12 protein-coding genes are annotated in these 13,187 nt (G+C 71.1%); 5 read left to right on the plus strand and 7 right to left on the minus strand.

Features of this window, described 5'->3' with window-relative positions; genetic code table 11:
- Positions 1–95: 95 nt before the first annotated feature.
- Positions 96–734: a hypothetical protein gene (locus WMF27_RS03200; protein WP_437761730.1), complete on the minus strand. Its 639-nt coding sequence runs from the start codon at positions 732–734 to the stop codon at positions 96–98.
- Positions 735–1,383: 649 nt separating this feature from the next.
- Between WMF27_RS03200 and WMF27_RS03205 the strand changes: the two genes are divergently transcribed.
- Complete coding sequence (locus WMF27_RS03205) at positions 1,384–1,593, plus strand: hypothetical protein (RefSeq protein WP_437761729.1); 210 nt, start codon at positions 1,384–1,386, stop codon at positions 1,591–1,593.
- Positions 1,594–1,605: 12 nt separating this feature from the next.
- Here WMF27_RS03205 and WMF27_RS03210 read toward each other — a convergent pair whose 3' ends face one another.
- From WMF27_RS03210 to WMF27_RS03220, 3 genes are all read right to left on the minus strand, one after another.
- Positions 1,606–2,532, minus strand: a complete 927-nt coding sequence (locus WMF27_RS03210) for a glutamate--tRNA ligase family protein (protein WP_437761728.1) — start codon at positions 2,530–2,532, stop codon at positions 1,606–1,608.
- A 67-nt stretch (positions 2,533–2,599) separates the two neighbouring features.
- Positions 2,600–4,396 (minus strand): glutamate--tRNA ligase, encoded by a 1,797-nt coding sequence (locus tag WMF27_RS03215; protein WP_437761727.1) that lies wholly within the window; start codon positions 4,394–4,396, stop codon positions 2,600–2,602.
- 151 nt (positions 4,397–4,547) lie between these two features.
- The gene (locus tag WMF27_RS03220; protein ID WP_437761726.1) at positions 4,548–6,302 is read right to left on the minus strand and encodes an adenylate/guanylate cyclase domain-containing protein; all 1,755 of its coding nucleotides are present in this window, start codon (positions 6,300–6,302) and stop codon (positions 4,548–4,550) included.
- A gap of 437 nt (positions 6,303–6,739) precedes the next feature.
- Here WMF27_RS03220 and WMF27_RS03225 point away from each other — a divergent pair, with 437 nt between their 5' ends.
- Positions 6,740–7,447, plus strand: a complete 708-nt coding sequence (locus WMF27_RS03225; protein WP_437761725.1) for a hypothetical protein — start codon at positions 6,740–6,742, stop codon at positions 7,445–7,447.
- Between the two features lie 233 nt (positions 7,448–7,680).
- Here the strand turns inward: WMF27_RS03225 and WMF27_RS03230 are convergent, their stop codons facing one another.
- On the minus strand, positions 7,681–8,061 hold the full coding sequence (locus WMF27_RS03230) for an Hsp20/alpha crystallin family protein (protein ID WP_437761724.1): 381 nt from the start codon (positions 8,059–8,061) through the stop codon (positions 7,681–7,683).
- A gap of 107 nt (positions 8,062–8,168) precedes the next feature.
- Positions 8,169–8,633: an Hsp20/alpha crystallin family protein gene (locus WMF27_RS03235; protein WP_437761723.1), complete on the minus strand. Its 465-nt coding sequence runs from the start codon at positions 8,631–8,633 to the stop codon at positions 8,169–8,171.
- 277 nt (positions 8,634–8,910) lie between these two features.
- On the opposite strand from WMF27_RS03235, the gene WMF27_RS03240 reads away from it, so the two are divergent.
- Complete coding sequence (locus WMF27_RS03240; RefSeq protein ID WP_437761722.1) at positions 8,911–9,492, plus strand: YtfJ family protein; 582 nt, start codon at positions 8,911–8,913, stop codon at positions 9,490–9,492.
- Between the two features lie 34 nt (positions 9,493–9,526).
- Here WMF27_RS03240 and WMF27_RS03245 read toward each other — a convergent pair whose 3' ends face one another.
- On the minus strand, positions 9,527–10,441 hold the full coding sequence (locus tag WMF27_RS03245) for a MerR family transcriptional regulator (protein WP_437761721.1): 915 nt from the start codon (positions 10,439–10,441) through the stop codon (positions 9,527–9,529).
- Positions 10,442–10,614: 173 nt separating this feature from the next.
- Here WMF27_RS03245 and WMF27_RS03250 point away from each other — a divergent pair, with 173 nt between their 5' ends.
- Complete coding sequence (locus WMF27_RS03250; protein ID WP_437761720.1) at positions 10,615–12,222, plus strand: phytoene desaturase; 1,608 nt, start codon at positions 10,615–10,617, stop codon at positions 12,220–12,222.
- Positions 12,203–13,159 (plus strand): phytoene/squalene synthase family protein, encoded by a 957-nt coding sequence (locus WMF27_RS03255; RefSeq protein WP_437761719.1) that lies wholly within the window; start codon positions 12,203–12,205, stop codon positions 13,157–13,159. Before WMF27_RS03250 ends, WMF27_RS03255 begins: the two co-directional genes overlap by 20 nt.
- The last annotated feature ends 28 nt before the right edge of the window (positions 13,160–13,187 follow it).

Raw genomic sequence — 13,187 nt, forward strand, 5'->3', positions numbered from 1 at the left:
CCTCCAGCGGGTCGTCCGGCGCGGCGGGAGCGGCCGCGCGCGGGGCGATCGCGACGCGCTCGCGCGCTGGCCAGTCCCCCTCATTCCTCGCCGCGTCAGCTGTCGTTTCCGGCGGTTCCGGCTGGTGCGACCGTCCTGGCCGCCCCTGTCGCGGACGGCGCGCTCGGCGGCGCCGCGGGGAGGGGGGCGCGCCCGGGCATTGCGGCGAGCACCGCCGCGTCCGTTATCGGCGCGCGCGGCACGTTCAGCGCGCGCCCGATGCGCGCCCTCGAATGCTTGTCGTTGTCGACGCACCTGCCGCGCGTGTATGCGCTGAGCCGGTCGCGCGGCTCCTGCTTGCGGCACGCCCCGAAGGATCCCTTGATCAGCGCGAGTCCAGAGCGGAAGCATTTCTCTCGATCCCCGACGAGATCCTCGTGCGACCACCCCTCCCGGGTCTTGCCGGCGCCGACGCGGACCTGGAGCAGACAGGAGTCGAGCCCCGAGCCGCGCGCGAGCTTCCCGAGCCCGAGGTCCACGTCGCGACGGTAACCGCTCTCGAAGTACGCGATCGACAAGAGCAGCGCCATCGTCTCGGCTCGACCGCGCGGGCCGCCGAAGAGCGGCTTCAACGCGGGATCATAGGCAACCTTCGCCGCCGCGCGTGCGATCTCGTGGTAGCGCGCGCGGCCTTCCTCGGGCGTCTCGACCGCGTCCTTGATGAAGCTCTTCCCAGGCGGGGCCCATGTCATCATGATACCAACAGCCCACGCGATAATCGTATCCATAAGACATGTAAGGTCATGGGCTACCTCTGTGTCAAGCAATTCGGACAGCCTGGCTGGGATTGTCGTCGTGCGTTGTATGATCGCGTGCCGCTCAGTGTGCATTATAACGTCCTCGTCAAACTGCGAATGATCTGGGAAGCGGTGCGTCGTACGTGGTGCGCAATCGTTTTCGCACTGGTTCGCACTGGTTCGCACTGGTTCGCACTGGATTTGTGTTCGGTTGTGTTCGGTTGTGTTCAGTTGCATTTGTTGCGCACGGCCTCGCGAGATTGCGGGTGTGCTCGCGGTCAAATTCGCGCCGAGTTGTCTCGCGCTCTCGCCGCGGGGCTCACGAATGGAGTGGTCGCCTCACAGTCCTCGAGAGAGCGACTGGCCCTCACCGGGCAGGGAGCGATGATGTGCTGCGCGCGCTCGACGCGAGGCGCGTCAGGCCTTCTCGGCGGCGTCTTCTTCGGAGGTCGCGCGCCCGTCCCGACGAAGTGTCATGTCCCGGGCGCTGTGAAGGAGCAGGGACGGTCCGGGCACCGCGGCCGGTCCTCGGGACGGTCACGTTCGCGTGGCCTCGGCGTGGAACACTGGCGCGCCGACCTGGACCTGTGGTAAGCGGCTGCCACACATGATGCTCCTTGGACATGACACTTCGTCGGGACGGGCGCGCGACCTCGCCGGGCAGGCGTGGCGCGCCTGGACGCTGTTTGGCAGCCGCGCCCGTCGTGGGCGTGATGGCCGGCGCGACGACGACGACGACGACGACTTCCCGCGGCCGAACGCGATCCTCACGTGGCTCCCGATGCTGGGGCGCGCCGTCTCGCCGCTGCCCGCCTGATCGACGCGCCGCTCAGGGGCCGCTCGCCGCCAGCGTGAGCGAGCCGTCGCGGAGGCTCACGACGCGGTCCGCGGTCGCGACGCGCGACCAGTCGAACTCGCGGAGCAGCTCCGCCGGCGTGCACGGATCGGGGCGATCCCGCAGGCCGACGCAGCAGGCGAGCGCGCCGGTGAGCGCGGGCGCGCTCCGGGCGAGCGCCGCCCCGCGCGCCGCGCCGTGCGTCTTCGCCAGCTTGCCGCCGCGCTCCTCCAGGAGGAGCAGGTGGTGCCGGTAGACAGGCGCTGGCAGCCCGAGCAGCGCCTGGAGCGCCGCCTGCGTCGCGGTGCTCGGCGCGATGTCGCGCCCGCGGACGACGCGCGTGACGCCGGCCGCGCCGTCGTCGACCACCACCGCCAGCTGGTAGGAGAAGGCGCCGTCGCGCCGGCGAACCACGGGATCGCCCATCTCGAGGGCGGGCTCCTGCGACAGGTCGAGCCCGCCCTCGTCCAGGGGCCGGAACACGCCGTCGGGCAGCCGCGCCCGGATCGGCTCCACGCTCGCGCGCCACCCGCCGGGCGGGAGCGCGCGGCCGCGCGCGCGGTTGTCGTAGGCGAAGCCGCCGTCCGGGGCGCGCCGGCCGATCGCGCGCACCTCCTCGCGCGTCGCGGAGCAGGGGTACAGCGCGCCGAGCGCCTGGAGCCGGTCCATCGCCGCCTCGTGGTGCGCCCTCCGCGCGTGCTGCTCGACGCGCTCGTCGAAATCGAGCCCGAGCCACGCGAGATCCTCCTCGATCGCGCGCGCGAACTCGGGCCGGCAGCGGTCGGGATCGAGGTCCTCCAGCCGGAGGACCAGCCGCGCGCCCCGCGACCGCGCGTCCAGCCAGGCGAGCAGCGCCGCGGCGAGCGTGCCGAGGTGGGCGGGCCCGGTGGTCGACGGGGCGAACCGGCACACCTCGCTCATCGCTCTTCCTCCTGCCGCTGCCGGCCGCGCCCTCGTCGCGCGGCCCGCGGGCTCGTCACGCCGCGCCTCAGAGGAAGCGCGCGATGCGCGCCCGCACGCGCGGCTCGCCCAGCACCGCCATGACCTCGGTCAGATCGGGGCTGTTCCTCGTGCCGCAGACCGCGACCCGGAGGAGCATCGAGACGTCGCCGACATGGCCCTTCCACGACTCGGGAGAGGCCTTGTACTGCTTCACCTCGCCGGCGTAGCCCGAGGCCACCGCGATCTGCCGGATCTTCTCGAACCACGCCTCCTTCGAGTCGGCCGGGTCGAACGTGTCGAGCATCTGCCGGAGCAGCGGCTGGCGATCGCCCTCCGGGACGTTCTCGGGGAAATCGAGCGCGTCGACGCGGTCGTAGAGCTCGTCGTAGAAGAAGAAGAGCTGGGGCCGCAGATCGGGCCAGGTGGTGATGCGCTTGTTCGACTTCTTGCCGCCGCGCTCGATGCCGAGCGCGCGCTTCGTGTACTCCGGATCTCGCTCCATCAGCGCGGCGAGCTCCTTGTCGTGCTCCCTGGCCCAGTCGAGGCCCTGGGCATAGACGTCCTCGGCGCTCATCCGGCTCACGACCGCCTGGCTCACGCTCTTCAGCTTCACCATGTCGCTCAGCGCGCCGCCGGGGGCGAGCTTGTTGAGCTTGAGGGGGAAGGCGGAATAGGGCTTGTCGGGGTTCGCCTTGCGCCAGTCCTCGAACGCGGAGTTGGCGATGTTGAGGAGGTACTCGATGGTGCCTGTCTCGGGGACGCCGATCTCCCGGTAATACGCGATGTTCGCCTCGGGGTCCTTGCGCTTGCTCAGCTTGCGCCGCGCGTCCGAGACCTTCGTCTCGCCCGTCTCCGGGTCGACCTCCTCCACGCGATCGAGCTTCTGGATGGGCGGGACGTGGGCGTACTCGACCGGCCTGAAGCCGAGCGTGCGGAAGAGCTGCAGGTGGAGCGGCATCGACGAGATCCACTCGTCGCCCCGGATCACGTGCGTCGTGCGCATCAGGTGATCGTCGATCGCGTGGGCGAAGTGGTACGTCGGGATGCCGTCCGACTTGAGGAGGATGGTGTCGAGATCGTTGACGGGCATCGAGATGACGCCCTTCACGCCGTCCTTCCACTCGACGCGGCCGGAGACGTCGTCCGGGGCGCGCAGCCGGAGCACGAACGGGGTGCCGCCCGCGAGCGCCTCCTTCACCCGGGCGAGCGGCGCGTCGCGCCACTTCGCCCACCGGCCGTGGACCCCGGGCTTCACCGTGAGGGCCATCTGCTCCTGCCGGATGGCGTCGAGCTCCTCGACCGTGCAGAAGCAGGGGTAGGCGAAGCCGCGGCGGATGAGATCGATCGCGTAATCCCGGTAGATCCCGACCCGCTCGGTCTGGATGTAGGGGCCGTAGTTGCCCTGCTGCACGAACTCGCCTCGCGACGGCGCGCCACCGTCCTTCGCCGGCGCGCGGAGCACGCCCTCCTGAGGGGAGAGATCGAAGCGCGCGAGGGAGTCGACGATGGTGTCGAGCGCGCCGGGGATGGCGCGCTTCACGTCGGTGTCCTCGAGGCGGAGGTAGAAGACGCCCTCGCTCTGGAGCGACAGCCGCTTGTTGATGAGCGACACGAAGATGCCGCCGATGTGCATGAACCCGGTCGGGCTCGGCGCGTAGCGGGTGACCATCGCGCCTTTGGGCAGCGCGCGCCGGGGATAGCGCGCCTCGTACTCCTCGGGCCGCCTGGCCGACGCCGCGGCGTCGCCGAAGAGGAGGCGCACGAGCTCGTCGCGGTCCTCTCCGGGGCCCGGTTCGCGGACGGTGACGGGAAGCGTCGTCTCGTTCGGGGCCTGCTTGTCCATGAGGGCGCCTCGCTCCTGGTCTGACATCGGCGGGCAGCCATTGCACGCCCGCCTGGTCTTGTCAATCGGCTGGGGGCCTGTCAATCGGCTGGGGGCCTGTCAATCGCGGGGTAACGAGCGCGAACGAGCGTGGGTCGTGGCGCGCGCCGCGCTACTGCGGTGTGTTCTCGCCGATGAGCCAATAGGTCTTCATCGCGCCCTTGCCCTTGATCGCCACGAGGCCCCGCTCCTCGAGGAGGAAATCTCGAGCGAGCAGGGAATAGCTCGCCTCGCTCACCTGGATCCGGCCGGGCTCTCCGCTCGACTCCATGCGGCTCGCCACGTTCACCGCGTCGCCCCAGAGGTCGTAGCTGAACTTCTTCTTGCCGATCACGCCGGCGATGACAGGCCCGGTGTTGATGCCGATCCTGAGCTGGAACGGCTCGCCGTCGTCGCCGACGAACTGGCGCACGGTGTGCGTCATGGCGATCGCCATCCGCGCGATGGCCCTCGCGTGATCGGGGCGCTGCGCCGGCAGCCCGCCGACGACCATATAGGCGTCTCCTATGGTCTTGATCTTCTCCAGCCCGTGCTGCTCGGCGAGCTGATCGAACGAGGAGAACATCCGGTTGAGCAGGCCGACGAGCTCCGCCGGGGGGAGCCGCGCGGCGAGCGGGGTGAAGTCCGCGATGTCCGCGAAGAGGACGGTCACCTCCTCGAAGTGCTCGGCGATGAGCTGCTCGTGCTCCTTCAGCTGATCGGCGATCGTCCTCGGCAGGATGTTGAGGAGGAGCCGGTCCGAGCGCTCTTGAGCTCGCTCGGCCGCCGCCTTCGCCTGCTCGAGCGCCGCCTTCTGCTGGCTCTGCCGCCGCGCGTTCGCCTCCAGGGCCGACAGCATGCCGTTGATCGAGCCGGTGAGGCGCGACAGCTCGTCGGTGCCCGGCATCGCGACCCGCGCCGAGAGGTCGCCGACGCCGCCGATCTCCGTGACCTCCCGGCTGAGGCGGGCGAGCCGGTACAGGACCAGCTTCTCCAGGAGCAGCAGCGTGACGCCGCCGAAGACCAGGCCCACGACCACGGTCACGAGCACGAGATAACGCAATGTGTCATGGCCCATCCTGAGGATGGCCCGGTCGTTGTCCACGCGCACGAGCAGCGCCGGCTTGCCGTCGATGTCGTTGAGGACGGTGTATCCGGCGATCCGATCGCCGCCGAGCGGGCGGACGAGGATCGGGTCGCGGTCGGACAGGGCGGCGCGCGCCTCGCGGAAGTCGTCGGGCAACTGGGGATCGTCGAGGCGGCGCACGGCGAGCGAGAGGCCGGCGGGCTCGGTGAGGCGCTTGATCTCGGCGTCGGTCAAGAAGCGCCCGAACGTGACGGTGCCGGCGACCGGTCCGCGGCCGGAGCTGCCGACGCTCGGCTGGGAGCAGAGGAGCATCGGCCCGTCCGGGAGGAGGACGATGCCGCCTCGGATGGCGCTGCTGGGCGCGTCCCGCCCGAAGAGGAGATCGCCGACGCGGAGCCGCTCCGCGACGCCGCGCGGCAGGGGGGCCCAGCTCTTCGTGGCGTGGTCGTAGCCGGTGCTGTACACGGCGTTCCCGTCTGCGCCGGCGAAGACCGCGAGATCGATCCGGGCGATGTCGAAGAGCTGGGCGACGAGGTTCGAGCGAACGAACTCTTGATTGCCGTCCTGCACGAACGCGTAGGCGTCATCCCACTGGCTCCAGTCGGTCCAGCGCGCGTTGAAGTCGCTGCTGGCCTGGCGGAAGAGGTTGAGCGCCACGTGCACGGTACGGCGGGTGTCCTGCGCCTCGGCGGCCATCGAGTTGGCGAGGAGCGCCCTCGAGGAAACGCCGTACAAGGCAAAGCTGAGCCCGAGCAGCGTGGCGGCGATCGCCAGCAGCGTCTTCGCGCGCAGTGAGAGCAAGGCGTCGAGGGCGGGCTTCAGCGGCGCCGAGACTACCGAAATGCGGGACGTCGCGGAAGCGCGCTGACGCCAGCCGGGACGGCGCGGGCCCGTGGCGGGCGGGAGCGGGGGTGCGGCGGCGTGGTGCGGCGCGGTGCCCCTGGCCCGGTCCGGGCCGCGCGCGTGGAGGGGGCTCCGGGGCGGGCCAGGAGGTGAGGTCTCATTCTCGTTCTACGGAGGCACGCGAGGCATCGAGTTCCAGATGTGTATCGTGGACGTTCCCGTCCGTCGTTTCGGGCCGAGTCCTCATCGATATTCGCGGAAATTAAGGTCCGTGGTAATGAAAACAACTTGAACGGTTGTCTCCGTTTCCGGCGGTGATGAACGACGCTACGGTATCTCACGTTGTCTCGTGGCTTCCTTGGACCGCTGTCGTGAGAGCAGATAGAATGCGTGCAATGCACACGCCCGGCCGGCTGCTTGTCATTCCTGCGGTCCTTCTCACCCTCGCCGCGTGCGCCAACGGCACCGACGATCTGCTGCCCGGCTATTACGAGGAGCAGGCCGGCGGAGGCGGGCTCGGCGGTGATGGCGGCGCCGGAGGGGAAGACCTGTCCGTGAGCTCGAGCTCTAGCTCGAGCGTGAGCGTCGGCTCCACCGGGGCCGGCGGCGCTGAGGGCGAGGGCAGCGACGCGGGCAGCAATGAAGGCGATGGTGGCGCCAGCGGTGGTGGGGGAGCGGTGGCCGAGTGCGACTATGCGGCGCCGAACACGTGCGCTGGAGCAGAGGATCTCGGTGAGATCTCGGGCGATGACGGCGGCGACTCGGTGACGCTGACGGAGAGAGGGACAACGTCGAAGTGGTTCAAGGTCTACGTCGTCGACAAGTTCAACGTTCCTGGCTCCGAGGTCTTCAAGGCCACGCTCACCTCTCCGCCGGGGATGAACTTCGATCTGATAGTATATCCGGGAGAGCTTGAAGTCGATGCCCCGGACTGCTTCACGTCCGGCGTGAGAGGGCAAGGCACGCCTGAATCGTTCACGACCACTTGGAACGATCGCGCGGGTCCCGACGATCACCTCTGGTTCGCCATCGAGGTCCGACACGTCGAGGGGACCGCGTGCGGGAGCGAGGCCACCTGGACGCTGACGGTCAAAGGCTATTGATCCACCACCCGATCCTCGAGCCTGCGCGCAAAGCGACGCAGCATGAAGATGTCGCGCCAGGTTACACCGCCGGTCCTCGGTGATGTGGTGACTCCAGGCTGCGCACGCGACACGTCAGCGCCCGCTCGTCTCGACTTCGTACGCGCGAAGGGCACCGCGCGCCGCCCCGACGCCGCCCCGGAGGGGGCCGTCGGTGATCGGCAACACGGTGCCTCGACACCCGACACACCGCCTCAGCTCGCGCGGATCGGGATCTGACGCGGCTTGAGCGACGCGCTCTTCGGCAGGTGGATCCGCAGGACGCCCGCCCGGAGATCCGCGGAGATCTTCTCGGAATCGATGCCCTGCGGGACCACGAAGCTGCGGCGGAAGTCCGGCAGGCCTTCGACGCCCTGCTCCCGCTCGGCCGCCTCGGTCCGCCGGCCCTCGAACGTGAGCTCGCCCTTCTCCACGCGGACCGCCAGGCGATCCTGCGTCACGCCGGGGAGATCGGCCACGACCAGGAGCTCGTCGGCGCTCTCGTAGATGTCGACCGCCGGCGCCACCGCAGGGCGCTGCTGGATCTTCTCGGGGTTGCTCTCGGCACGGTGGGTCAAGCTGCGATCGGTGCTCATGTTCATCGCTCCTTCCTCGGTACACTCCAGATCCGCTCGTCGCAGGATCGTCGCTCTCCGCTTCGTTCGCTTCGTTCGCTTCGTTCGCTCCTCGGTTCTCCGCTCTCTCAGCGCGCCGTCACCGCGATCTGACGCGGCTGCGCCTCGGCGGCCTTGTTCAGCGTGAGCGTCAGCACGCCGTTCTTCAGGACGGCGGTCGTCTTCTCCGGATCGACCTTGCTCGGCAGCGTGAAGCTCCGGCTGAAGCGCACTCCGCCCCGCTCCCTGCGGTGGACGAGGTAGCCCTCCGGCGCATCCGACTTGCGCTCGCCGCTCACCGTCAGGACGTCCTGATTCAGCGAGATCTGAACATCCTTCTCCGTCAGACCCGGAACATCGGCCTTGACGACAAGGGCGCTCCCCGTGTCGAACAGGTAAACGCGCGGACCACCCACGTACCGGGACGTCTGGTCGAAATCGCCGCGGAGCGACGCGCGGGGCGCGTCCGCCTCCTCGAACACCCAGTCGAGGCGCCGGCGAAGCTCATCCATCATGGCAAACGCGCGATCGAAATCCGTGGCTCGGTGCAGCATGTCAATCCTCCATGACCGCCGCGCGCGGCGCGCGCCGGGGCTCCGCCCACGGCGCCGTCACCCTGCTCGCGACGGCCGATTTGTTGTAGCGTTACGGGACCTTGGCTCCGAGAGCCGGTCTCTTCGCACCGCCTAATCTTTGCACGGCACGTGGGGTGTCAAGAGCACGGCGCGCCGTCGTCCCCTCGAGGCAGATGGGCGGGAACGGCGGCGAACGGACTCGTCAGACTCGAACAGCCCTGGGAGCGCACCCCGGAAAGCGCTAGAAACCCCGGACATGCAGCCCTGCCCGCCCGCCCCCCGCCGCCGCGGCGTCCTCGCCGCCCGCCTCCGCTCGGTCGCCTCCGCGGCGGCGCTGTCCCTCGCGCTGATCTCGGGCGCCGCGCTGGCGCTGCCCTCGGAGGGGGACCGGGCGCCGAACGCGCGCGTCGAGGACGCGGACGGCCGCGCGCTCCAGATCAAGGCGCTTCAAGGCAAGCCGATCCTCATCGTCTACGAGGACAAGGACTCGAAGACCCAGAACCAGGCGCTCAAGGAAGCGCTGGCGAAGCTCACGAAGGGCGACCGCTACCGGCGAGGCATCGCCGTCGCCGCGATCGCCGACGTCAGCTCCTACGACTTCTGGCCGGCGAGAGGCTTCGTGAAGGACGCCATCCGGGAGGAGTCGAGGAAGGTCGGCGGGACGGTCTACTGCGACTGGGACGGCTCCTTCCGCGCGGCCTACAAGCTCCGCCGCGGCGTCAGCAACGTCGTCGTGGTCGGCAAGAACGGCCACGTGCTCTTCGCTGCCGAAGGCGCCCTCAAGCCGGAGTCGCGGAGCAGGGTCCTCGATCTGCTCCGCAAGGAAGTCGAGGGCTGACCGCAGCGAACGCCCCGGCCGGCGGAGCGCGCGCTCAGCGCCCGTCCTTGCGGCGCCGCCGCGCGTGCAGCGCGGACTCGACCTGCGCGCGGATCTCCGCCGCCTCCGCGGCCGCCACGAGGCCGCCGCGCGCCTCGATGAAGGGCCGGAGCGCCCCGGCGCCCGCGCCGCCCACGATCCACGGCACGCCCCGGCACGCGTCCGCGTAGGCGTCGATGAGCTCGCGCGCCGACGGCGGGAGCGGCGGGATCGCGACCGTCAGCGCGACGAGGTCCGGCGCGAGCGCCTCGACCGCCCGCGCGATCGCGGCGGGCGGCGTCCTCGCGCCGAGCACGACGGAGCGGAAGCCCCACGAGCAGAAGCGCAGGCCGATGCCGAACAGCCCGAGCACGTGATCCTCGTCGGCGAAGGCCGCGAGCAGCACGCGACGCCCGCTCTCGCCAGGCTGCGCGAGCCGCAGGAGGTGCAGCAGCGTCGCGCCGAGGACCTGCGAGGCGAGGTGCTCCTGCGCGACCGTGATCTTCCCCGCGTGCCAGAGATCGCCGATGCGCTCGAGCGCCGGGCCGAGCGCGCGCTCGAAGATCGTCACCGCCGGGCCGAGCGAGAGGGCCCGGTTCACCTCGGCCTCGAGGCCGTCAGGATCGAACCGGACCGCGGCGTCGACGATGCGCTCGCTCGCCCCGGCGAACGCGTCGCCGCCGCTCGCGCCCACCGGCGCGCGCGGCCCCGCCGCCTCGAGCACCATGCGCGCCGCCTCGGCCGCGGCGATCCCGCCGTTCACGTGGTCGCGCATCTTCTTGATCACCGCCACATCGTCGTCGCTGTACAGGCGGTACGCCGACGCCGTGCGCGCGGGGGACGGCACGCCATAACGGCGCTCCCACGCGCGCAGCGTCGCCGAGGACACGCCACACATCTCCGAGACGACATGGATTCTGTAGCGGCTCAACTGGATAAACCTTGCTAGGACCCGCCGAGCCGCGGCCGTCCGCGCCGGCCCGGCGCACCGGGATGCATCGGAACGGCGGGCAGCGAGGCCCAGAAAGACCCCCTCCTGCCGACGTCTTTCGCGCTTGTCATTCGCCTTTGTCAAAGGCTAGGACAAACATTATACTGAACGTCATGCAAAACACCAGCGCTTCGGCGCAGGATCCGGCGCATCCGGCCAGGTCTGACGCCTCGCCGGGCGACGAGGTGGCCGCTCCCCCGCGAGCGGCGCGCGCGGGCGGCGTCCTCCGTGGAGCGCGCGCGCCGCGCGCCGTCGTGATCGGCAGCGGCTTCGGGGGCCTCGCGGCGGCCGTGCGGCTCGGGGTGCGGGGCTACGACGTCACGGTGGTCGAGAAGCTCGACCAGCCGGGCGGGCGCGCGTACGTCCACCGCCAGGACGGGTTCACTTTCGACGCGGGGCCGACCGTCATTACGGCGCCGTTCCTCCTGGAAGAGCTCTGGCAGCTCTGCGGCCGGAAGATGGCCGACGACATCGACATGCGGCCCGTCGCGCCGTTCTACCGGATCCGGTTCCACGACGGCGTGACGTTCGACTACACGGGCGACGCCGCCGCGATGCGCGCCGAGGTCGCGCGCCTCTCACCCGGGGACGTCGAGGGGTACGAGCGCTTCGTCCGGCGGAGCGAGGCGATCTTCCGCGTCGGGTTCGAGGAGCTCGCGCACGTGCCGTTCGGGTCGTGGATGGACATGGCGCGCATCGTGCCGGACATGGTGCGGCTCGAGAGCTACCGCACGGTGTACGGCCTCGTCGCGAAGCACGTGAAGGACGACCGCCTGCGCCAGGTGCTGAGCTTCCACCCGCTGCTCGTCGGCGGGAACCCGTTCTCGACGACCTCGATCTACAGCCTGATCGCGTTCCTCGAGCGCAACTGGGGCGTCCACTTCCCGATCGGCGGCACGGGCGCCCTGGTGAAGGGGCTCGTATCGCTCATCGAGGGCCTCGGCGGCGCCGTGCGGTGCGGCGCCGAGGTGCGGCGCATCTCCGTGGAGGGCGGCCGCGCCCGGGGCGTGGAGCTCGCGTCGGGGGAGCGGCTCGCCGCCGACGTCGTCGTCTCGAACGCGGACTCGGCGTGGACTTACCGGCACCTCGTGCCCCCCGAGGCGCGGAAGCGCTGGACCGACCGGCGCATCGAGCGGCAGCGCTACTCGATGAGCCTCTTCGTGTGGTACTTCGGCACGCGCCGGCAGTACCCGGACGTCGCTCACCACACGATCCTCCTCGGCCCGCGGTACAGGCCGCTGCTCGAGGACATCTTCGAGAAGCACGTGCTCGCCGACGACTTCAGCCTGTACCTGCACCGCCCGACCGCGACCGATCCGGCGCTCGCCCCGCCCGGCTGCGACGCGTTCTACGTGCTGTCCCCGGTGCCGAACCTGCTCAGCGGCACCCACTGGCCCACGGCCCAGGAGCGGTACCGGCGCTCCATCTCGGCGCTGCTCGAGGCGACGATCCTGCCGGGGCTCGAGGGCGCGCTCGCGAGCTCGCGGCTCCTCACGCCGCAGGATTTTCAGGACCGGCTGCTGTCGTTCCGGGGCGCGGCGTTCGGGCCGGAGCCGGTGCTCGCGCAGAGCGCCTTCTTCCGGCCCCACAACGCGAGCGAGGACGTCGAGCGCCTCTACCTCGTCGGGGCAGGCACGCACCCGGGCGCCGGTCTGCCCGGGGTGCTCTCGTCGGCCCGCGTGCTGGATCGGGTGGTCCCGGATGCATCGAAGCTCGCCTGAGGCGTCGGCGGCGGACTTCGCCGCGTGCAGGGACCTCTTGCGCAAGGGGTCGAAGAGCTTCGCCGCGGCGGCGCTCCTCCTGCCCGCGCGGGTGAGGGAGCCGGCGGCGGCGTTCTACGCGTTCTGCAGGGTCGCCGACGACGCGGTCGACGAGCTCGGGGAGAACGCGCCGCCGTCCGCGGCCGCGGCCGCGGTCGCGGCGCTGCGGGAGCGGCTCGCGCGCGCCGCGGCGGGCAGGCCGGACGACAGCCCGGTCGATCGCGCGCTCGCCCACGTCATGGCGGAGCACGGGCTGCCGCGCGCGTTCATCGAGGCGCTGCTCGAGGGGTTCGCGTGGGACGCGGAGGGGCGCCGCTACGAGACGCTCTCGGACCTGAACGCCTACGCGGCGCGCGTCGCGGGCACCGTGGGCGCGACGATGTCGACGCTCATGGGGGCGCGGGGGCCCGACGCGCTCGCGCGGGCGTGCGACCTGGGCGTCGCCATGCAGCTCACGAACATCGCGCGCGACGTGGGCGAGGACGCGCGGCGCGGGCGGATCTACCTGCCGCTCGCCTGGATGCGGGAGGCCGGGATCGCGCCGGACGGGTGGCTCGCGCGGCCGGTGTTCGACGACCGGCTGGGGCGGCTCGTGGCGCGGCTGCTCGCCGAGGCGGAGGTGCTCTACCTCCGCGCGGGCGCCGGCATCCCGATGCTGCCGCGCGACTGCCGCCCCGCGATCCAGGCGGCGCGGCTCATCTACGCCGACATCGGGCGGGTCATCGCGCGCCGCGGCTTCGACTCGGTGTCGACGCGCGCGGTGGTGTCGCCGGGCCGCAAGGCGTGGCTCGTGCTGCGGGCGCTGCTCCGCAGGTCCGTCGCGCCCGCGGAGGCCCGCGAGCACGGCGCGGCGCCGCCGCTCGACGAGGTCCGCTTCCTCCTGGAGGCGGCGCGATGAGCGGCGGCGCGAGCGGCGCGACACGCGC

Origin of the sequence: Sorangium sp. So ce281, from assembly GCF_051527395.1 — a bacterium.
Taxonomy (GTDB): domain Bacteria; phylum Myxococcota_A; class Polyangia; order Polyangiales; family Polyangiaceae; genus Sorangium; species Sorangium cellulosum_B.